23 protein-coding genes are annotated in these 18,369 nt (G+C 42.8%); 9 read left to right on the forward strand and 14 right to left on the reverse strand.

Features of this window, described 5'->3' with window-relative positions; translation table 11 throughout:
- Window positions 1–223: 223 nt before the first annotated feature.
- The 5 genes from B3763_RS05785 to B3763_RS05805 form a co-directional block, all read right to left on the reverse strand.
- The gene (locus B3763_RS05785) at window positions 224–1,447 is read right to left on the reverse strand and encodes a hypothetical protein (protein ID WP_189628815.1); all 1,224 of its coding nucleotides are present in this window, start codon (window positions 1,445–1,447) and stop codon (window positions 224–226) included.
- Between the two features lie 151 nt (window positions 1,448–1,598).
- Window positions 1,599–2,360: a LytR/AlgR family response regulator transcription factor gene (locus tag B3763_RS05790; RefSeq protein WP_189628816.1), complete on the reverse strand. Its 762-nt coding sequence runs from the start codon at window positions 2,358–2,360 to the stop codon at window positions 1,599–1,601.
- A 3-nt stretch (window positions 2,361–2,363) separates the two neighbouring features.
- A complete protein-coding gene (locus tag B3763_RS05795; protein WP_286744699.1) occupies window positions 2,364–3,374 on the reverse strand; it encodes a sensor histidine kinase in 1,011 nt (336 codons plus the stop codon).
- Between the two features lie 14 nt (window positions 3,375–3,388).
- On the reverse strand, window positions 3,389–4,651 hold the full coding sequence (locus B3763_RS05800) for a hypothetical protein (protein ID WP_286744702.1): 1,263 nt from the start codon (window positions 4,649–4,651) through the stop codon (window positions 3,389–3,391).
- Window positions 4,652–4,776: 125 nt separating this feature from the next.
- The gene (locus tag B3763_RS05805) at window positions 4,777–5,859 is read right to left on the reverse strand and encodes an amidohydrolase family protein (protein WP_286744704.1); all 1,083 of its coding nucleotides are present in this window, start codon (window positions 5,857–5,859) and stop codon (window positions 4,777–4,779) included.
- A 93-nt stretch (window positions 5,860–5,952) separates the two neighbouring features.
- Here B3763_RS05805 and B3763_RS05810 point away from each other — a divergent pair, with 93 nt between their 5' ends.
- The gene (locus B3763_RS05810) at window positions 5,953–6,711 is read left to right on the forward strand and encodes an SDR family NAD(P)-dependent oxidoreductase (RefSeq protein WP_286744705.1); all 759 of its coding nucleotides are present in this window, start codon (window positions 5,953–5,955) and stop codon (window positions 6,709–6,711) included.
- 11 nt (window positions 6,712–6,722) lie between these two features.
- Window positions 6,723–7,286 carry a DNA-3-methyladenine glycosylase I gene (locus tag B3763_RS05815; protein WP_189628821.1) on the forward strand — a complete coding sequence of 188 codons (564 nt, stop codon included), beginning with the start codon at window positions 6,723–6,725 and terminating at the stop codon, window positions 7,284–7,286.
- Here the strand turns inward: B3763_RS05815 and B3763_RS05820 are convergent.
- On the reverse strand, window positions 7,283–7,753 hold the full coding sequence (locus B3763_RS05820; RefSeq protein ID WP_286744708.1) for a hypothetical protein: 471 nt from the start codon (window positions 7,751–7,753) through the stop codon (window positions 7,283–7,285). The genes B3763_RS05815 and B3763_RS05820 overlap by 4 nt on opposite strands.
- Before the next feature lie 72 nt (window positions 7,754–7,825).
- Here B3763_RS05820 and prfA point away from each other — a divergent pair, with 72 nt between their 5' ends.
- Window positions 7,826–8,896: a peptide chain release factor 1 gene (gene prfA / locus B3763_RS05825; RefSeq protein ID WP_189628823.1), complete on the forward strand. Its 1,071-nt coding sequence runs from the start codon at window positions 7,826–7,828 to the stop codon at window positions 8,894–8,896.
- On the forward strand, window positions 8,893–9,318 hold the full coding sequence (locus B3763_RS05830) for a secondary thiamine-phosphate synthase enzyme YjbQ (RefSeq protein WP_286744710.1): 426 nt from the start codon (window positions 8,893–8,895) through the stop codon (window positions 9,316–9,318). Before prfA ends, B3763_RS05830 begins: the two co-directional genes overlap by 4 nt.
- A 22-nt stretch (window positions 9,319–9,340) precedes the next feature.
- On the opposite strand, the gene B3763_RS05835 is transcribed toward B3763_RS05830, so the two are convergent.
- From B3763_RS05835 to B3763_RS05845, 3 genes are read right to left on the reverse strand one after another with little or no spacing between them, the layout of a single operon-like run.
- On the reverse strand, window positions 9,341–9,754 hold the full coding sequence (locus B3763_RS05835) for a hypothetical protein (RefSeq protein ID WP_286744713.1): 414 nt from the start codon (window positions 9,752–9,754) through the stop codon (window positions 9,341–9,343).
- A gap of 6 nt (window positions 9,755–9,760) precedes the next feature.
- Complete coding sequence (locus tag B3763_RS05840) at window positions 9,761–10,336, reverse strand: hypothetical protein (protein WP_286744716.1); 576 nt, start codon at window positions 10,334–10,336, stop codon at window positions 9,761–9,763.
- A gap of 60 nt (window positions 10,337–10,396) precedes the next feature.
- A complete protein-coding gene (locus B3763_RS05845) occupies window positions 10,397–10,606 on the reverse strand; it encodes a helix-turn-helix transcriptional regulator (protein ID WP_189628826.1) in 210 nt (69 codons plus the stop codon).
- Between the two features lie 187 nt (window positions 10,607–10,793).
- Between B3763_RS05845 and B3763_RS05850 the strand changes: the two genes are divergently transcribed.
- Window positions 10,794–10,934: a hypothetical protein gene (locus B3763_RS05850; RefSeq protein WP_189628827.1), complete on the forward strand. Its 141-nt coding sequence runs from the start codon at window positions 10,794–10,796 to the stop codon at window positions 10,932–10,934.
- On the opposite strand, the gene B3763_RS05855 is transcribed toward B3763_RS05850, so the two are convergent.
- The 3 genes from B3763_RS05855 to B3763_RS05865 all read right to left on the reverse strand — a co-directional run bounded on the left by B3763_RS05855 (window position 10,931) and on the right by B3763_RS05865 (window position 13,496).
- The gene (locus B3763_RS05855) at window positions 10,931–11,365 is read right to left on the reverse strand and encodes a hypothetical protein (protein ID WP_286744720.1); all 435 of its coding nucleotides are present in this window, start codon (window positions 11,363–11,365) and stop codon (window positions 10,931–10,933) included. The two genes, B3763_RS05850 and B3763_RS05855, sit on opposite strands and share 4 nt — an antisense overlap.
- A gap of 127 nt (window positions 11,366–11,492) precedes the next feature.
- The gene (locus B3763_RS05860) at window positions 11,493–12,041 is read right to left on the reverse strand and encodes a hypothetical protein (protein ID WP_286744722.1); all 549 of its coding nucleotides are present in this window, start codon (window positions 12,039–12,041) and stop codon (window positions 11,493–11,495) included.
- 24 nt (window positions 12,042–12,065) lie between these two features.
- Window positions 12,066–13,496, reverse strand: coding sequence for a pyridoxal phosphate-dependent decarboxylase family protein (locus B3763_RS05865; protein WP_286744723.1), 1,431 nt, complete (start codon window positions 13,494–13,496; stop codon window positions 12,066–12,068).
- A 73-nt stretch (window positions 13,497–13,569) separates the two neighbouring features.
- On the opposite strand from B3763_RS05865, the gene B3763_RS05870 reads away from it, so the two are divergent.
- Genes B3763_RS05870 through B3763_RS05880 form a run of 3 tightly spaced genes read left to right on the forward strand, consistent with a single transcriptional unit; the run spans window position 13,570 to window position 15,423 of the window.
- The gene (locus tag B3763_RS05870) at window positions 13,570–14,163 is read left to right on the forward strand and encodes a LemA family protein (RefSeq protein ID WP_189628830.1); all 594 of its coding nucleotides are present in this window, start codon (window positions 13,570–13,572) and stop codon (window positions 14,161–14,163) included.
- Entirely contained in the window at window positions 14,163–14,603 is a 441-nt protein-coding gene (locus B3763_RS05875; RefSeq protein WP_189628831.1) for a TPM domain-containing protein, read from the forward strand. The genes B3763_RS05870 and B3763_RS05875 overlap by 1 nt, the downstream gene beginning before the upstream one ends.
- 1 nt (window position 14,604) lies before the next feature.
- Entirely contained in the window at window positions 14,605–15,423 is an 819-nt protein-coding gene (locus B3763_RS05880) for a TPM domain-containing protein (RefSeq protein WP_286744728.1), read from the forward strand.
- A gap of 165 nt (window positions 15,424–15,588) precedes the next feature.
- Here B3763_RS05880 and B3763_RS05885 read toward each other — a convergent pair whose 3' ends face one another.
- Window positions 15,589–16,257: a LytR/AlgR family response regulator transcription factor gene (locus B3763_RS05885; RefSeq protein WP_286744731.1), complete on the reverse strand. Its 669-nt coding sequence runs from the start codon at window positions 16,255–16,257 to the stop codon at window positions 15,589–15,591.
- Window positions 16,254–17,789, reverse strand: a complete 1,536-nt coding sequence (locus B3763_RS05890; RefSeq protein ID WP_286744733.1) for a sensor histidine kinase — start codon at window positions 17,787–17,789, stop codon at window positions 16,254–16,256. Before B3763_RS05890 ends, B3763_RS05885 begins: the two co-directional genes overlap by 4 nt.
- Before the next feature lie 160 nt (window positions 17,790–17,949).
- On the opposite strand from B3763_RS05890, the gene B3763_RS05895 reads away from it, so the two are divergent.
- The gene (locus tag B3763_RS05895) at window positions 17,950–18,366 is read left to right on the forward strand and encodes a VOC family protein (RefSeq protein ID WP_286744735.1); all 417 of its coding nucleotides are present in this window, start codon (window positions 17,950–17,952) and stop codon (window positions 18,364–18,366) included.
- Window positions 18,367–18,369 lie beyond the last annotated feature (3 nt).

The raw sequence follows: 18,369 nt of genomic DNA on the forward strand, positions 1-18,369 counted from the left end.
AGCTGTGTCCTCACAGCGTCTTTTTACAACCATTTGTGAAGATACAAATGGAGGCAGGGTTCAGAAATACCTCTTGCGACTTAAGTAACCCTATAATCTTATTGTAATCAATCAATTAGCTATTGTAATGAAAAATGGCTCTACCTGTTTAAGTTTTTCCACAAAAAAAGGCCGCGTGACCAAACGCGACCTTAAGCAATAGACTTATGAAGAATGCTTTACCTTAGTTAAAGGTTATTTCTTTAATGTCTTCCCAGAGGATGTACTTTGGGTCTCCATTCACAAAAACAATAACTCCGTCATTGTCTTCGCTTACATCGCGAGACTCTCCCAGTATTAGCTCCTCACCACTTTTCAGTACAACCAGTGAGTTATCATAGTTTTTGGGCACAATGCTTTTTACCGATTCAAACGGAATAATATAGCTGACATCATGGTCTTCTCCCTGAAGCATCTCAAAGGTGTAGGCCTCATCCAGATCGTAGATTATTTCTCCCGAGAGGGTTTCGCCACGGGTGGTTGTTACTGTGCCCGATAGCTTCTTGAGCCCAGCAAAATCTCGGTAAGTCTTCAGATTGGCCGGAGCTTCTGAGAAAGTCACTTTTTTAAACTCTCTCCAGGGGATGTCTATCCTTCCAAACTCAGTAGTCACTATAATGCCTCTATTGCCTGAGTTTACATCGTTAGACCCCCGCAAATACATATCTCTGCCCGACTTGGTAATCACCCGGCTTCCGGAACCTTCTCTTTCTATGGAGGCCAGGTTGCCAAACTCTATTTTTACATCGCCATCACGAGAGTCGCCATCCAATATGTCAGTAGTCAGTCGCTCATCATGGTCCCATTGAATCACCCCTGTGTATTCTCCTCCGTAAAATTGCACCGTACCATATAAAGGTTCTCCGAGCTTTGAAGAAAGCTTGTTGGGAGTGTCCATAAATTCAACTTTCTCAATTCTGCTCCAGCGAATTTTGGTTTCTCCAAATTCCTGATCCATCACATAGATGTCTGTGTTAAAGTCGTTCGATCCGTCTTCTACATACATTGTTTCGCCATTGCGCATAGTAAGCCGTACTTCAGATCTGCGGTTCATCTCCATAGATGATATATCACCAAAACGAGCCTGAAATTCATGAGTGGTTTCATATTCATCGCGGCTGCCCCAGCTTATCCAAACCCCGCCCCAGCGGTTATTATCTCTTATTTTTTCTCTCAGCCTTGAGCGATCTTCCCGGCTCAGGTAACGATAATTGTCATTGCCTTCTTTGTTTCCATTAAAGAGGTCGGTCCAGAAGGCTTCTTCTTTACCCCACCTGATTTGACCGGTGTAACTTTCTCCGCTTATGGTTGTAACCTTGCCGTAAATAAGTGATTGCTGGGCTTGTGCCGAAAAAGAGAGGCACACGGTAAGTAGTGATAGTGTTAAGATTCTAAATTTTGAGTTCATGACCTTTTGTTTTAATTGACTCTTCAAAAATGTCACCCTTTGGTTTCCTGGCCAATGAAGAAGGGGCATATCGGGGTATGGCATCACCGAATCGGGACTGAAGCCAACCGAAGCGGTCGGTCCGTTTGGGTTGTACCAATGTTAGTCGGAATTAACTATCGAGCCACTGCTTAAACAGGGGTGTTTTTTCGGAGCTAATTACAATATCATCTTGTGCATCGGGCTCCAGCTGAAGCTTAACCCTCCCTTTAAAGTAGGGGTGAATGTCACTTACGGCATCGAAATGAACAATGTATTTTCTGTTTACCCTGAAGTAGTTTTTCGGATTGATAAGGCCTTCCAGCTCTTCAAGTGGCTGATCGAGCGGTAGTTTTTTACCTTCGAAAGTAACCAAATAGGTGAGCTTGTCTTGGGAAAAAAAGTAGGCAATTTGCTCTACCGGAATGGCTTTAATACGCTGGCCAAACTTTACCAGAAAGCGAGATTTATACTCAACACTTGTTCCCTGAATTACTTGCCGAATTTGGTCTATGTCTAGCGGAGAAACCACCGCTTCGGCTTGCCGTTCTTCAAGTTTTAGCAACGCATTGGCAAGCTTTTCTTTTTGAATGGGCTTTAACAAATAATCTACACTGTTTACCTCAAAAGCCTTTATGGCGTACTCGTTGTATGCTGTTGTGAAAATTACCGGGCACTTAATGGGTTTTTGCTCAAAAATTTCGAAGCTCGAACCGTCTAATAACTGTATATCGCTAACCAGAAGGTCGGGCTCGGGGTTATTGTCTAGCCAAAGCAGGGCGGCTTCGACCGATTTAAGCGAAGCCACTACCTCTGCTTGAGGTTTTAACTCCTGAATTAATTCAATGAGTCGCTCGGAAGCCAGCTTTTCATCTTCAAATACAACAACCCTCATGCGTTAGTCTTCTAGTTCAATCAATGGAATTTTTACTATAAAGCTATCGGTATTCTCAAAAACCTGAACTTTCTTATCTGTAAAGTAGGAGTACCTCCTTCTAATATTGTCCAGGCCGGAGTTGTTGCTGTTTTTGATCTCTGTTTTCTTGGGCTGGTAATTGTTCTTAACAGAGATGAATCCGTTTTGACTGGATACATAGACTTTTAGAGGTCTAAGCTCAGAAATAGCGTTGTGCTTAATGGCATTTTCTATGAGCATTTGCAGGGTAAGCGGTGGTATCAGCTTTAGATGGTCTTCTTTGCGCACGTCTATAAAAGTCTGAATGGTGTCTTCAAAACGTATTTCGAGCAAATAGAGATAGGAGGCAATAAACTTCAGTTCATCGTTTAGGGTTACCAGCTCCTCTTTACAGCTTTGTAGAATATTGCGGTATACATCGGCAAACTTTTCCAAATAGCTTTGCGATAGGTTCTTGTCTTTGCTGATGAGTGAAGACAGAATGTTGAGGTTATTGAATAAAAAATGCGGATCTAAATGGTTTTTAAGTGTGGTTAATTCGGCTCTTATGGTTTCTTTTTGAAATTGCTCAGAGGCAAGCTGAGCGTTTTTCCAGTTGCTTAAAAACTGAATACCGAAGTTTATGGAAATGGTGGGTAACAAAATTAATGTGCCCAGCACGTTCATGGTAATGAGTTGCTGTTGGTTAGGGGGGTCTACAGTGAGTCCCAGTTTGAGTCCCAGATAACTAATATTGATGATGAGCAGAGACAAAAGAATGCCCAACCCCAATTGCCAATAAAAGCGTTTGTTTCCGTATTTAAGCCAGGGTAGTTTTTTGTCGAGCTTTCGGGTGAGTAACCAATTGCACAGCCAAACGAGAGCCAGAGTAATAGTTATCAGGCCTGCTGTAAGGTACAGTTCTCTTTCGGCATCGGTGAAATAAAGACTAAGAAATCCCCCTGCCGTTAGCACCAAGGCCAATACGAGTTGTATGATTAGCTTTCTGGACATGATCTCAGGAAAAGTTAATCAAAAATTACCTGATCGATCTTGGACCAACGAATATAAATGGGTTGTGCGTTGCGCGAAGGAAAAACCAGAATACCATCATTTTCCCGGCTCACATCCCGGCCTCCTCCCAATAGTAGGGTTTTACCGTTTTTTAGGATTACGCTGGAATAGTTATAGTTCTTGGGAATAATGGATTTGATGTGTCGAAAAGGGATCTGATAGCTCACATCGTCATCGTTTCCATCCAGTATTTCAAACTCCCAGGCTTCATCGAGGTCATAGGCCAACAGACCCTTGTGTTCATCGCCCTCAATGGTAACCACTGTACCGGAAAGCCCTCTGGGGTTTGGAAAATCTGAGTAGCCCAGCTTCCAGTCGGTTTGTGGTTCAATTATTTCCAGCTCATAAAAATCGCGCCATGGAATCAGTATTCTTCCCATTTCAGGGTCAAAAACCACTACACCGCGGTTTTCAGGGTTCACATCGTTAGAGCCGGTGAGGTAGAAATTACGACCAGAGTGTAACAACACCTCTACTCCGCTACCTCTACGTTTTATCCCCTTAATACTTCTGAAGGGAATGTCCTTTTTGCCATCTCGATCTTCACCATTTAGTATTTCATCCAAAAAACGCTCATCTGTGTCCCACTGAATCAAACCCTGGAACTCCCCTTTTCTTCCGGCATTTACTTTGCCATATATGGGTTCGCCAAATCCCGGTTTGGTGCTTGCCGGTGCCTCCGAAAAGCGCACTTGTTTTATTCTGTCCCAACGTATGGCAAATTCGCCCAACTCAAAGTCAAATACTACAACACTACCACCTATATCGGTATAATAACCACTATTGCCGCTGGCCTCAAAAACCACCCCGTTTTTGAGTTGAACTTTGGCTTTAGACCGGCCTATGGGCTCTATAGATTTAATATCTCCAAATTGTATGTCGAACTGATGCTCGGTGCGCGAATATTTGTCTTCCCAAATGCTCAAAACCCCAAGGTCTAATCCCAGCCAGGAAGAACCTTCTCCCTGCTGGCGATTAAGTTCTTCGATTTGTCGTTTGGATAGGTACTTTAAAAAGTCGTTGCTGCTTTTTGAGGCATTGAATAGTTCTACCCAATACACCTCATCAGTGCCCCAGCGTATGGGGCCTTTGTACACATCGCCCCCAACCGTTTCTACTTCGCCATAAATAAAGGCTTTAGCATTTTGGGCTTTGGCTTCGGCCATGAGAATAAATAACCCAATACCCACCCCTACTACGAGCAATATGTTTTTCATAAGTTGTTGACCTTTGTGTTGCTTTGAATGCATACTACAAACGTAGGCACTCAGTTGCCAAAGAAGAACCGGATGAGATTGGACAGGCGTTTTCAATGACCGAATCGGGATATTGCAAGGTTCAATTAGTTCGGAAACTGGCTTGCATATAACCCGGGTATAATTCGGAGTGCATTTTTGTAATACACCTTCTTCAGTATTTCATCGGGCAGACCCAGTCCGTACATGCGCCAAAAGGCGTGATACTTTTTATAGTATGGGAAGTATTCGTCTTTGGTTTCAAGCACTCTAAAATAAGTATGATACTCCTCTGGGTTGTAGGCATCCTTGCCAAAAAGAACCCTGTCTTGGTACTTCTGAAAAAAAGCATTGGCCATTCTTGGCTGTCGGCCAAGTTCGGCAATCACCGCACCAATTTCTACCATCATGTTGGGCATTTCGTCTAAAAGCTGGCCCAGCTTGGCCAGGTCGTTGGCAAACCAGCCCATATGAGCAGCTATAAAAATGGTATTGGGGTGCTTTTTAAAAACATTGTGTTGTTCCTGAATGAGTGTTTCCCACGGAGCCGGATCATCGGCTTCCCGTTTTCTACGCGGATGAGTTTTAAGCTCTAGCCATCTTTCATTATTGGCATCGAAGGGTTCCCAAAACTGTTTGGGGTCTGCTGTGTGAATGAGCACAGGAATGCCCAACTCACCGCATTTGGCCCAAACCGGATCGAGCCTTGGATCGTCTACTGCCACCCTGTTGCCATCACTATCTTTTACTGAAAAGCCTAAGCTTTTGAAAATCTTAAGCCCTTTTGCGCCCTGAGTCACATCGCGCTCTAGTTGTTCTGCCGCTCGGGTGCCCCACTCACCATCAAAATTGTTGAAGTTGAGGTTGGCGAAAACCACAAAACGCTTAGGTTGGTTAGCCTCAATATTGGTTACTGCATCGGCTATGGCTTTTCCGCTTCCTCCAGAAAGGTTCACCATCAGGCCCATGTTCAGGCTATCCATCTGTGCTGCTAATTCGTTGAGGTTACGTTCGCCCATTCGCCATTGGTGACTGTGCACATCGATAAACGGATACTTGGCCCTTTGTACAGGATTTTCCGGAACTACCAACGATGAGGGTGGATTGTATTCTTCAAAGGAAACGGTTTGTGCGGAGACGGTGGTGGCTAGCAGGGAAATGGCCACAACAGAAAGAAAAGTCTTCTTCATAGCGTGTCGTTTAAGGCTTATTCGTAATTGCTGTAAATATGTTTTTTAAGCTCACAATAAGCATGTAATTTATTCACTTCAATCGGATATGACATGGAAATTTCTTTAAGTGGGAAGGTGGTTTTGGTTACAGGTGGCTCAAGGGGCATTGGTGCGGCTATTGCAAAGGCTTGCTCAGACTCAGGAGCTAAAGTGGCCCTGCATTACAACTCCAATAAAGCCCAAGCCAATGAGGTATTAAAAGGGTTGAACGCTGAATCAAGAGCGTTTCAGGCCGATTTAGGAAATACCGATTCACTTATTCAGTTGTTTGAACAAGTAGTAACTCATTATGGAAAAATTGATGTGCTGGTCAATAATGCGGGTATTGCTATTTCATCAGACATGGAAGGCTCTAACGAGGCTTGGGTAAAAGATTGGGATACTACTTTTGCTGTGAATACTCGTGCTCAGGGCCTTTTGTGTAAGCTGGCTATTGACCACTTTGCCAAAAACGGTGGGGGTAGAATAATTAATATTTCATCGAGAGCAGCCTTTAGAGGAGATACCGGAGATTATTTGGCCTATGGAGCTTCTAAGGGGGCTATTGTGGCCTTGACCCGATCAATAGCACGGCACTATGGTAAGCAGAATATTGTGGCTTTTAATATTGCTCCCGGATTTGTGCGGACGGACATGGCCCAGGATTTCATGGATCAGTATGGTGAAGAATTTGCTTTAAGCGATATTGCATTGAATAAGCTTACGGAACCGCAGGATTTAGCTCCAATGGTAGTGCTTTTAGCCTCCGGAATGGCAGACCATGCCACTGGCTGCACTATTGATATTAATGCAGGGAGTTATGTGCATTGAATTCTAAAGAAATGAAAAAACGCTGCACCTGGTGCGAAAACACCTTTGACGAATATATAAGGTATCATGATGAAGAATGGGGTGTTCCTGTTCATGATGATCGGGTTCACTTTGAGTTTCTTATTCTGGAAGGCGCTCAGGCAGGCCTGAGTTGGGCGACTATTCTAAAAAGAAGGGACGGCTATCGCGCAGCATTTGCAGATTTTAACCCTGAGGAGGTAGCACAATTCAGCCATGAAAAAGTGGAGGCCTTGTTGCTCGATCCGGGTATCATAAGGAACAGGCTTAAGGTCCAAGGTACGGTAGTTAATGCACAGAAGTTTTTAGAGGTTCAAAAGGAGTTTGGCTCTTTCGACAATTATGTTTGGTCTTTTGTAGGAGGAAAACCAATTGTGAATGCCCGCAAAAACATGAAAGATGTGCCCGCAACTACGCCAGAGTCTGATGCGCTGAGTAAAGACCTGAAAAAAAGAGGGTTCAAGTTTGTAGGAAGCACCATAATGTATGCCTATATGCAAGCTTGCGGTTTGGTAAATGACCACACAACCGACTGTTTTCGCTACAGTCAGGTTTAGTTTTCAATACTTAGCACTACTTCTTTTCGGCTTAGCTTAACAGACCACATCCCCACTATTTGCTGCTGGTGTACCATAGGAGTAGTATATAAGAGAGTTTGCCCGTTGTCAAGCTTCTGAACATTAGGGGTTGAGGCTACACTATTCTTTCGGTTGTAGTCATAAGCTTTGAATATGGCCAATTCCTTTCCGGTGGGTTGCTCGCCCCTATCGAAAAAGTAAAACGATACGTTGGGCTTTGTTGAGTCCACTTTGGCCTCCAAACCGGCCTCCGTTTCTTCCAGTAAAAAGCCTTTGGCCAATGCGTTGCCTATTTCCATGGCCTTTTCCAATATTTGAGCATCAGAAACCACCTTGATCTCACGAGCCTCCATCTCTTTCTGTACCTGAGAGGTATCTATCTTCTGATTACTACAGGCCAATAGCACTCCCAAGAGAATAAAAGAAGAAAATACCTTGTACTTCACAACAGCATGTTTTTGCAAAGGTAAACAGCTATTGGTTTTGTTTGTTAATTTTGCAGCCTAATACTAAAGTCTATGATCGATAAACTAAAGGCAATTAAAGGAAGGTTCGAGGAGGTTTCTCAATTAATTGTGCAGCCCGATGCAATGGCTGACATGAAGGCCTACTCAAAACTGAATAAAGAGTACAAAGACCTCGAAAAGATTGTCAAAAAGTTCGATGAGTATCAAAACGTCATAGACAACATTAAGTCTACCAAAGAGTTGCTGAAGACAGAGAAGGATGAGGATTTCAGGGAAATGGCCAAGGCCGAACTGGACGATTTTGAGCAACGACACGAAGAGCTGGAAGAAGAACTTAAAATGATGCTCATACCCAAAGACCCGGACGACCATAAAGATGTAATTATGGAAATAAGAGCCGGAGCTGGTGGCGATGAGGCCGCAATTTTTGCCGGAGACTTGTACAGGATGTATGAGCGATTTATTGACTCTAAAGGATGGCAAAGAGAGCTGATAAGCTTGAACGAGGCTGCTTCCGGTGGCTTTAAAGAAATTGTTTTTAGTGTTTCTGGCGAAGATGTTTATGGCACACTCAAGTTTGAATCTGGTGTACACCGGGTTCAGAGGGTTCCTGTTACCGAATCGCAAGGCAGGGTACATACCTCGGCTGCCTCAGTGGCCGTGTTACCCGAAGTGGAGGATGTAGATGTTCATCTGGACATGAAGGATGTGAAGAAAGACACCTACCGAAGTTCAGGAGCAGGTGGCCAGCACGTAAACAAAACCGAATCGGCCGTACGCCTCACGCACATTCCTACCGGTATTGTGGTTGAGTGTCAGGATGGCCGCTCTCAACACAAGAATTACGACAAGGCTTTGACTGTGCTTCGTTCCAGACTTTATGAGATGGAGCTTAAGAAGCAACAAGACGAAATTGCAGGAGCTCGAAAATCACTTGTAGGTTCGGCCGATCGTTCCGACAAAATAAGAACCTACAACTACCCTCAGGGAAGAGTGACAGATCATAGAATTGGCTACTCAGTTCATAACTTGCCTACTGTAATGGACGGGGAGTTAGACGATTTTGTAGAAAAGCTGAGAATAGCTGAAAACACCTCCAAGCTGGAGGAAAGTGCTCAATGATTTATTTCCAAAAGGAAATAACGCTACCACCTTACCCCAGAGGTTTTCATCTGATTACCGAACAGGTATTGTCTCGCTTACCCGAGCTGAATCGGTTGCAAACCGGACTGCTCCATGTGCACATTAAACACACTTCGGCCAGTCTTACTATTAATGAAAATGCCGATCCTACAGTGCGGGCCGATTTCGAAACTCATTTCAATATTTTGGTTCCTGAAGAGGCCACACACTATCAGCACACCTTCGAAGGGTCCGATGATATGACCTCTCACATTAAAGCGTCATTGCTGGGTCCATCAGTGACTATTCCCATTACCAGAGGCCGATTGAACCTGGGTACATGGCAGGGAATTTACTTATGCGAACACCGAAACCGTGGAGGCTCAAGGAGCCTGGTGCTTACGGCACATGGTACTACCTGAAAAGGAGCCCGTGTTGTTTACATCAGGTTTTACCCTCATTGGTTTTTAGCCCGGCATAAGTGGCTGAACTAATGCCCATGAGCCCGAGTATGCCCGAATCAAGGTCGGGCATTTCAAACTTGGTTATTACCTCAAACACAAAGAAAATGCCTATAAAAAAGGTAAAAACCACGCTTTGGAAGCGCTGAATATTGATACCGTTTTCATCAGACAGAATTTGAAAGAGGAACGTCTGGTTTTTATGAATCGGTTCTTTCGTTTGTGCCTGGGCAGTTGCACCACTCTGTTCCAAAGTACGCATTTTGCTTATGTCAATGGTTTGAGCCGCTGCGGCTGTTCCCGCACTAATTCCGATAAGTATAAGCGTGTCTCCTGAAAGAGGCACAAGAATGCCGCTATCCGACCATAAGGCAATATAACAGCAAATAACAATCATAGTCCACTAGGCCAATTGCACACGAGAAAGGCTGTACTTTGTACTGTTAATGCCCTTGAGAAAGTAATTCTTTCGTACCAGGCTGAAGAAAACGAAAATAATGAGAAGAATAATGCCTCTGCCCACCCAGCTTCTAATGGGGAAGTAGGGGTCGAAATCGATGAGTATGTTTGCCTCGTCCATATGAATGTGTTGGCCGCTGCTGTTGCCAAAGCTCATTCTTACTTTCACTTCGTGCACTCCCCAACTATTTATTTCCCGACTGAGAAGACCACGAAGAGTATCAGCCTCATAAATCTGAAAAACCACAGAGTTGTTAGTTACATATTTGGCCGGAAAGGAGGTCATTCGGTAACCATTGATGTAAAGAAAAAGCTCTTGCGGTTCGCGCAGAGCCAGGCTGTCCGGTTTTTCGAAACGAAACTCAATCAAATCGTCCATAAATACCTCTTGCGGATTGCCACGACCCGGTTCGAGCACCTGAACAGATTTGAGGTTAATATGTTGAAAAGCGGACTGTGGGGTTTGTGATTGGCCTGTAAAAGAAAACAATAAGAAAAGGCCCAGGATAAAAAGTCGCATAGTGAAGTGTGTTTTGCTTAGGTAAGGTAGCAAAAACACTTCAATAATTTTAATCTATGGTTAGTGCTGGTAGTCTACCGGCTCCAACTCAAAAAGTTTGTTTACCGTGGTATTGAATATTTCGGAAATTTTAAGAGCCAGGGCGGTAGACGGAGTGTATTTACCCCGCTCTATAGCGTTAATGCTTTGACGGGAAACACCAACCATTGTGGCCAGCTGCTCTTGGGTGATCTTTTTCTTCTTTCGCTCTACCTTCAGGGAATTCTTCATTCGATGAGGTTTATTTTCGCTGTGAAATTAGAAGCAAAACCGCCTTGACTTATCCTGAAACTGGTTAACTTTTTATTACATTTTGAGCCGCAGAATGCCTTGTGTGTTACACCCCTGTTAAAAAACTATGAACCACTTCTTAACATGAAGCTTTTGCCATATCTTTGCGACCTAAACAATTAGAGATATGTTATTCGATCCACCAATTGCTAGCGGAGCCAATACTTTCATTTGGATTGTAGTAATCCTGATTGCTTTTGTAGGCGCAATTTCACAGCACGATGCTCTTTTCAAAGGCAAGAAAAAGAAAGAAGACGAGAGTCACTAAAGACTCTTTAAAAGCCCATAGTAGTCTAGCATAGTAATATGAAAGGCCTTACGGCTGGTAGTATCTGCTAGTATGGGTATGTATTCTGAATCTTGCTTGAGGTAAAATTCACACCCTCTTTCTAGTTGATCTAAAACTTGAGCGGCAAACTCAAGGTGCTTTTTTCTGTCCCCTTGTTCAAAGAAGATAAGGCCTCTAATTCCTTCATAGTCGCGCCATAATAGTTCGAACTCATCAGGATGTTTTATATAGGCATTGGGTTCAACAATTATTTCGCTTTGCTTGTATTTCCAGTCAATCTTAATGGATAAGTTAATGACGGGCTTAGAATCAGCCATTACTGCCGATTTCAACCTGATAATCTGCTTTAAGCGATTCTCTAGAGTGTCCTTTTGGTAATTGGGTAATCGTTCATTGGTGAAAAAGCTCATGTTGTAAGAAGCAAGCTTAAGATCGATTATCTCTTGACTGAATTTTGGAGTCTTTTGTTTTTGGCAACTAAAGGTGATGACTAAGATAAAAATGGCGAGAGCTCGGAAATGCATTAGAGTGAGTGTGTCAATACTCTAAAGTTAGCCGAAAATAATCGAACATGGTAACTCTGAAGGCTTCTCTGCTTTTCGAATCAATTAAGAATGCCTTTTTTACTCCATCCTTCATTATATAGAACTGACTTCCATTTTGTATCTGTTCATAGACTTTGGCTGCAAAGTCTAACTGATTCTTCTTATTTCCGCCTTCTAAACGGATTTCTCCACTTTTTCCATCTTCATTTTCCCAAATAACCTTTATATCGGACAACGAGCCTGCGGCTGAATTAGGTTCAAGCAGAATGTAGGCTTCGTCATATCTCCAATTATTAACAATACTGAGGTTCAACACGGGCTCTTCCGATTCTTTAACTCGCTTCTTAAGTCGATAGATTTCCAGTTTGGCTTCTTCCATTACCTCTACATCGTAGTAAGAACGCCTTACGTTTTTGAAGAATAGCTTAGAAGATTCATCGGTTTTAAAGCCAATAGTTGTCTGATTAACTTTCTTGTCTTTTGCCGGATTGCAAGCGGCAATAACAAGCAAGCTCAATAGCAATAAGGACAACCTTTTCATGTCGAATGGAACCTAATGATTGTTCTAAAGTTTGATTTCGCTCGCTGTTTCTTGAATCAATCGCCAGGCGTTTTCCACATGAAAGGCCTCTAAATTGGTGTTTCCAAAGGCTAAACGTAAAACAAACTTTCCTTTTAGCTTAGTTTGTGTGAAAAACAACTTGCCGGAATTGTTGATCTTATTCATGATGGCTTCGTTCAGTGCGTCAAGCTCAGATTCTTCTCCTTTGGTATACCTGAAGCAAACGGTGTTCATAGGAACGGGAGCCATCAGCTCGAAGTCGGCATGAGCATCAATCTCCTTGGCCAACCACTTTCCGAGCATAATATGCTTTCGGATTTTCTCCTGAATGCCTTCCACACCAAACTCACGAATGACAAACCAAAGCTTAAGTGCTCGGAACCTTCGGCCAAGGGGAATTCCCCAATCGCGATAGTTCTTCACCTCACCATCTACCGAGGTTTTCAGGTAGTCTGGAGTAATGGTGAAGGTATTGACTAAACTTACCGGGTCTTTCACAAAGTATGCTGTGCAGTCAAAATTGGTGAACATCCATTTGTGCGGGTTAAAAACGAATGAGTCGGCTTTTTCAATGCCTTCGGACATCCAGCGCATTTCAGGAAGTACCAAGGCTGTTCCGGCATAAGCTGCATCTACATGATGCCAGATATTGTGCTTTTGGCAAATGTCCCCTATTTCATCAATCGGATCTACAGCCGTTGTGCTTGTGGTACCTATGGCTGAAACCACACATAGCGGAATATATCCAGCAGCTTTGTCGGTTTCAATGAGCTCTTCAAGCTTTTCAGGGATCATGGCGTAGCCATCATCTACTTCTACCTTTCTCAAAGCCTCAATCCCAAAACCAGCAATTTTTACGGCCTTGTCTATAGATGAGTGAATTTGCTCTGAGGAGTAAATGGTAAATTTTCTTTCATCGAAGCCCTTTTCGTTGATGCTGTAATTAGTGGCTTTCTCCCTTGCAGTGAGCAGTGCACACAGTGTAGCGGTGGAGGCCGTATCTTGAATAACACCTGTAAATGATTCTGGCAAGCCCAACATTTCGCGTAGCCAATTCATCATTTGTTCTTCCAGTTCTGCTGCGGCAGGCGAAGTAAGCCATTGCATGCATTGTGCTCCCAAGGTGCTCATCAGCATTTCGGCCAAAACAGAGCCTTTGCTTTTATTGGCTGGGAAATAGGCCATAAAGTTGGGGCTCTCCCAATGCGTAATGCCAGGCATGATTATGTCATTGAAGTCCTTCAACATTTGGTCGAAAGACTCAGGCTGGTTGGGTGCTTTAGTAGGAATTTGTTTCAGAATGTCTCCGGGTTTTACCTGAGACATTACTGGGTAATCTTCAACCGATTCAAAGTAATCGGCCATCCAGTCTACCAGTTGGTGTGCGTGTTTTCTAAAGTCTTCAGTGTTCATTCCGATACGCTTATCTGCCATATTGTCCGATAACAAAGTTAGCATATATGTTGCAGGCCTTCTGTCGTAATTTTTACTAAAACCAAAATAGACGATGAAGAAAAAGTGGATAGTACTGATTGTGGTAGCGCTCCTGCTACTCATCGGTTATTCGAGTATTAAAGGAACATACAACACTATGGTGACCACAGAAGAGTCCATTAGCGCCTCTTGGGCTCAGGTAGAAAACCAATATCAAAGAAGGGCCGACCTTATTCCTAACCTGGTAAATACAGTAAAGGGATATGCCGATTTTGAGCAAGAAACCCTTACCCAGGTAATCGAAGCCAGAGCTAAGGCTACATCTATTAGCGTAGACCCTAACAGCTTAAGCCCGCAGGCTATTGATAACTTTGAGCAGGCACAGCAAGGATTAAGTTCTGCTTTGGGTCGATTGTTAGTGACTATTGAACGATACCCTGACTTGAAGGCTAGCCAGCAGTTTCAACAGTTGCAAGTTCAACTGGAAGGTACCGAAAACAGAATTGCCGTGGAAAGGAGAAACTTCAATGAACAAGTACAGAGCTACAATACGTACATTAAAACGTTTCCTAAAAATATATATGCCAACCTCTTTGGTTTTGAGTCCAAGGGGTATTTTCAGGCAACTACAGGAGCAGAGAAGGCACCAGAAGTAAGTTTTGACTAATGGCTGAAGCACATTTTACATCGGACCAGAAGCGCAGAATCAAAGCAGCCATTCAAGAGGCTGAGCTAAATACCAGTGGCGAAATTCGCGTGCACCTGGAAAACCATTGTAAAAAAGACAATGTGTTGGACAGAGCGGCTCAGGTTTTTGCTCAGCTAAAAATGCATGAGACGGAAGCCAGAAATGGTGTACTCATCTACATGGCCATTAAGGACCACAAATTTGGCATCATAGGCGATGGCGGTATCAACGCTAAGGTGGAGCCGGACTTTTGGGATATTACCAAAGAAAAAATGGTAAAACATTTTAAGGAGGGCAATTTTACAGAAGGCTTAGTGGAGGGCATTTTATGTGTAGGTGAAAGGCTAAAGGAGTTCTATCCTTACCAGAAAGGCGACATTAACGAATTATCGGACGATATCTCATTTGGCAAAAACTAATATGCGGAACTTACTAGTAATACTATTTATATCGATCAGCAGTTTAGGGTTTGCACAAACAGGAATTCCGGATGCGCCAAACCCTCCTCGTTTGGTTAATGATTATACAGGCCGAACACTGTCTCAGCAAGAACTACGAGCCTTAGAGAATAAACTTCTAGGCTATGAAGACACGACCTCAACTCAAGTGGCAATTCTTATTGTAGAGTCACTGAATGGTTATGAGGTGGTAGATTTTGCGCAGAGAACTGCTGAGAAGTGGCAAGTAGGTACGGCCAAAGACAATGGGGTTTTCATTGTTGTTTCTATTAATGATCGAATGGCCGCCATTGTGACCGGCTATGGAATGGAAGGCTCTATTACCGATGCAGCGACCTATACGATTCGCGAAGAATATATGAACCCAAGATTTAGAGAAGGCAACTTCTATAAGGGTTTGGATGATGCTACCGATGTCATATTCAAATTGGCCTCCGGAGAATTCAAAGCGGAGCAATTTGGACAGAATAGAAAAAGAAACTCAGATGGAGAAGGTGGTTCAGGAATTCCATTTTTCTTCTTATTCATTCTGTTCTTCTTTATCATACCTGCTATTGTGGGTAGAAGAAGAGGCCGAGGAATTGGCTCCAGAGGCTTGCCATGGTGGGCATGGCTAATGATGGGCAACTCCATGGGCAGAAGAAGAGATGACGACTGGGATAACTTCCGCGGTGGCGGTGGTATATTCGGTGGCGGCTCTGGTTTTGGCGGAGGAGGCGGAGGCTTCGGTGGTTTCGGAGGCGGCTCCTTTGGAGGTGGGGGTTCCGGAGGCAGCTGGTAAGTCAGTCAATCGGTTAATCAGGAAATTAGATATTGAGGCTGTCTCAAAAGCTAACTGTCATTCCCGACCCCGATCGGGAATCTCCTAAAACGGACTTCAAAAGCATTTAGAGATTCCCAGTCAAGCTGGGAATAACGATAACGGTAATTTTTGAGACAGCCTCTTTTATTTGATGACCAGTGATTTCAGCTTCTCATATCCTTCTGTATTAATTGGCACTTGGTGCTCCCTGACTTTTGCTTGGTGTTTTTCTAGCTTTTCTACGAGCTGAGAATTAATGATAAACGACCGATGCACCTGAACAAAGCTTTCCGGTATTTGGCCTAAAACTTCCTCAAAAGTCATTCTGGTGAGTGTGCTACGCTCCTTTTCCACCAACTTGAGATAGTTGCCTTCTCCTTTAATAAAAAGCAAATCCTGAAAGTTGATGCGTATATGCTCATAACCAGACTTTACAAAGAAGTAGTCTTCCTTTGCTTGTTTTAGACCCTCTTTTACTTTCATAACCGCTTTGAGGAAGCGGCCAAACTCAAAGGGCTTCAGTAAATAATCCACTGCATTGTGTTCATAGCTTTCCACAGCATATTCGGAATAGGCCGTGGTAAAAATGATCTGAAACCTGGCATCGGTAGCTTTTAGCAAGTCGAGGCCAGAGATATCTGGCATATTGATGTCCAGAAAGATCAGATCTACTTTATTGTTTTGCAGAAAGTCTAAGGCTGCAAAAGCATCGGTAAATGATTCTTCCAGTTGCAGGAAGGGGATTTTAGAAGCATGCTCTTCTACTACTTTCAAGGCGATGGGTTCATCATCTATGGCAATGGCTCTAATCAATTGAGTTCAATTTTAAGGTTGGCTTCAAAGCTTTCTTCATTCTCAAAAAGCTGGAAAAGGTGCTTGCCTGGATATAACATGGCAAGCCTTTGCCTTACATTGTCCAGCCCAATGCCACTCTCTTCTTCGGTAGATTTCAGCTTTTTATGATTACTGTTTTTCACATTTAAATGAATGGCTTCTTTGCTACAGCTCAATTTAATCTCAATCCATGAATTGTGATGCCCACTGACCCCATGCTTAAAGGCATTTTCAATAAAGGGAATAAGTAGCATGGGCGTGATTTTACCCTCACACGCTTTGTCTATCTCATACTCCAATCTCACTTTTTCATTTCCATCAACCCTTAGCTTTTGAAGCTCGATGTAGTTTTCCACATATTCAAACTCCCGGCTGATTTCAATAGTATCTTCCACATTTTCTCGAAGCATAAAGCGCATCATTTCACTAAGCTTTTGAATACCTGTGGAGGTCTTGTGGCTGCTTTCTTCCAGTGCTAAACCATACAAGCTATTGAGTGAGTTGAAGAGAAAGTGAGGGTTGATTTGTGATTTGAGTTGTGAAAGACTAGAGTCCTTGTGTCGAAGTTCTAGCCTCAGAGCTTGATTTTTTCTTATGTATTTTGAATAAAAGCTGAATTGAAGTAACGATTCAGATAGAATGAGTACAAAAAGAACGGTTGAAACTATCAAAAATGATGGAATGGTATAATTCAAATAGCGGTCACCAAAATGAAGGTTTAGTTCAGTTGAGAAATATATAATAGCTGCACCGCCTGATGTCATTATGATACATTGCGAAATCTTACTCCAAAAGTTCTTAAAACTCAACTGATCATTTACGCTAAAAGCTTCAAGAAATAGATAGGACATAGTAAAGGTTACTAAGGCAAATAGCAACGAGGTTGGAATCATTAGAGCGATTTGTGAAGGAGTTTCACCAACATTTACGAGTATATTTATGATGAGAATCAGTAGAAACTGAACGGTATAAAGCAACACCCAAAAATCCGAACCTAATACTCTAAATAGTTTCCCTTTTTCATTGTTTAAGTATTGAAGACTGTTTCTTATCAATAGCCCCAAAGAAACAGCAAAAAATGAGTGAATAGTTTGTCTTAAGAACAAATGGGAGAACATACTAATTTCTGAGGCAGCCACCTGACCATTATAAGGAGTGATTGAAAAATAGGGATTTGTAGCCTTTATAATCATCGAAAAAATCAGCCCTAGAACCATAGATATTAAAACAAGTATGGGCAAGGAGGCCTGCCACCCTATCTTTTTATTTAGGGGTTGATATATGTGTTTAAATGATAAGTAGGCAATGATCAGGTAGACCGTATATTCCGAGAATTTTTGAATTTTGAATGTCAATAGTTGATTAGCGATAAGTGCATCGTCATTGATCAGTTGTGATATTCTCCTTTGGTATTCTAGACCATGTAATGCGTTAAGCTGAAAATATTTTTCTGCAAAAAATAGTACTACTGCAACGAGCACCAGAACCTTTAAGATTATAGATTTTTTCATGCTTTTTACTTCAACATTAACCAATCACCGTTCTCCATTCCACCAAATGTGACCAACCACAACCTAAAAGTGACGAATTTCTAACAATGCTATGCTGAGTAGAATTAAGTCGTAAATTCACCCCCAATCAACGAATACCAATTACCTAACTGACCTAATAATGAATACTCCGTTTCACTTAGCATTCCCTGTCAAGGACATCGAATCTACCAGAAGCTTTTTTGGCGAATTACTCGGCTGCGAAATTGGTCGCTCTACCGATAAGTGGATCGACTTTAACTTCTTCGGCCATCAGCTCAGTGCGCATGTTAAGCCAGAAGAGCTAGCCCAGGCCAATACCAATGCTGTTGACGGTAAAAACGTACCTGTTCGTCATTTTGGAGCTGTTTTAGAATGGAACCAATGGCATGAGCTTTCAGAAAAGCTTAAGCAGCACGGCATCGATTTCGTGATAGAACCATACATCCGTTTTGAAGGAGAAGTTGGCGAACAAGCCACCATGTTCTTCTTAGACCCAAGCGGAAATGCACTGGAATTTAAGTCGTTCAAAGACCCATCTCAGATATTTGCTAAGTGACAA

Source organism: Roseivirga sp. UBA1976, assembly GCF_002336325.1.
GTDB classification, from domain to species: Bacteria; Bacteroidota; Bacteroidia; order Cytophagales; family Cyclobacteriaceae; genus Roseivirga; species Roseivirga thermotolerans.

What these genes read in the sequence shown, in the direction of transcription:
- B3763_RS05785 (WP_189628815.1), bottom strand. Translation starts at nt 1,447, where the DNA reads ATGAACTCAAAATTTAGAATCTTAACACTATCACTACTTACCGTGTGC.
- B3763_RS05790 (WP_189628816.1), bottom strand. Translation starts at nt 2,360, where the DNA reads ATGAGGGTTGTTGTATTTGAAGATGAAAAGCTGGCTTCCGAGCGACTC.
- B3763_RS05795 (WP_286744699.1), bottom strand. Translation starts at nt 3,374, where the DNA reads ATGTCCAGAAAGCTAATCATACAACTCGTATTGGCCTTGGTGCTAACG.
- B3763_RS05800 (WP_286744702.1), bottom strand. Translation starts at nt 4,651, where the DNA reads ATGAAAAACATATTGCTCGTAGTAGGGGTGGGTATTGGGTTATTTATT.
- B3763_RS05805 (WP_286744704.1), bottom strand. Translation starts at nt 5,859, where the DNA reads ATGAAGAAGACTTTTCTTTCTGTTGTGGCCATTTCCCTGCTAGCCACC.
- B3763_RS05810 (WP_286744705.1), top strand. Translation starts at nt 5,953, where the DNA reads ATGGAAATTTCTTTAAGTGGGAAGGTGGTTTTGGTTACAGGTGGCTCA.
- B3763_RS05815 (WP_189628821.1), top strand. Translation starts at nt 6,723, where the DNA reads ATGAAAAAACGCTGCACCTGGTGCGAAAACACCTTTGACGAATATATA.
- prfA (WP_189628823.1), top strand. Translation starts at nt 7,826, where the DNA reads ATGATCGATAAACTAAAGGCAATTAAAGGAAGGTTCGAGGAGGTTTCT.
- B3763_RS05830 (WP_286744710.1), top strand. Translation starts at nt 8,893, where the DNA reads ATGATTTATTTCCAAAAGGAAATAACGCTACCACCTTACCCCAGAGGT.
- B3763_RS05835 (WP_286744713.1), bottom strand. Translation starts at nt 9,754, where the DNA reads ATGATTGTTATTTGCTGTTATATTGCCTTATGGTCGGATAGCGGCATT.
- B3763_RS05840 (WP_286744716.1), bottom strand. Translation starts at nt 10,336, where the DNA reads ATGCGACTTTTTATCCTGGGCCTTTTCTTATTGTTTTCTTTTACAGGC.
- B3763_RS05845 (WP_189628826.1), bottom strand. Translation starts at nt 10,606, where the DNA reads ATGAAGAATTCCCTGAAGGTAGAGCGAAAGAAGAAAAAGATCACCCAA.
- B3763_RS05850 (WP_189628827.1), top strand. Translation starts at nt 10,794, where the DNA reads ATGTTATTCGATCCACCAATTGCTAGCGGAGCCAATACTTTCATTTGG.
- B3763_RS05855 (WP_286744720.1), bottom strand. Translation starts at nt 11,365, where the DNA reads ATGAGCTTTTTCACCAATGAACGATTACCCAATTACCAAAAGGACACT.
- B3763_RS05860 (WP_286744722.1), bottom strand. Translation starts at nt 12,041, where the DNA reads ATGAAAAGGTTGTCCTTATTGCTATTGAGCTTGCTTGTTATTGCCGCT.
- B3763_RS05865 (WP_286744723.1), bottom strand. Translation starts at nt 13,496, where the DNA reads ATGGCAGATAAGCGTATCGGAATGAACACTGAAGACTTTAGAAAACAC.
- B3763_RS05870 (WP_189628830.1), top strand. Translation starts at nt 13,570, where the DNA reads ATGAAGAAAAAGTGGATAGTACTGATTGTGGTAGCGCTCCTGCTACTC.
- B3763_RS05875 (WP_189628831.1), top strand. Translation starts at nt 14,163, where the DNA reads ATGGCTGAAGCACATTTTACATCGGACCAGAAGCGCAGAATCAAAGCA.
- B3763_RS05880 (WP_286744728.1), top strand. Translation starts at nt 14,605, where the DNA reads ATGCGGAACTTACTAGTAATACTATTTATATCGATCAGCAGTTTAGGG.
- B3763_RS05890 (WP_286744733.1), bottom strand. Translation starts at nt 17,789, where the DNA reads ATGAAAAAATCTATAATCTTAAAGGTTCTGGTGCTCGTTGCAGTAGTA.
- B3763_RS05895 (WP_286744735.1), top strand. Translation starts at nt 17,950, where the DNA reads ATGAATACTCCGTTTCACTTAGCATTCCCTGTCAAGGACATCGAATCT.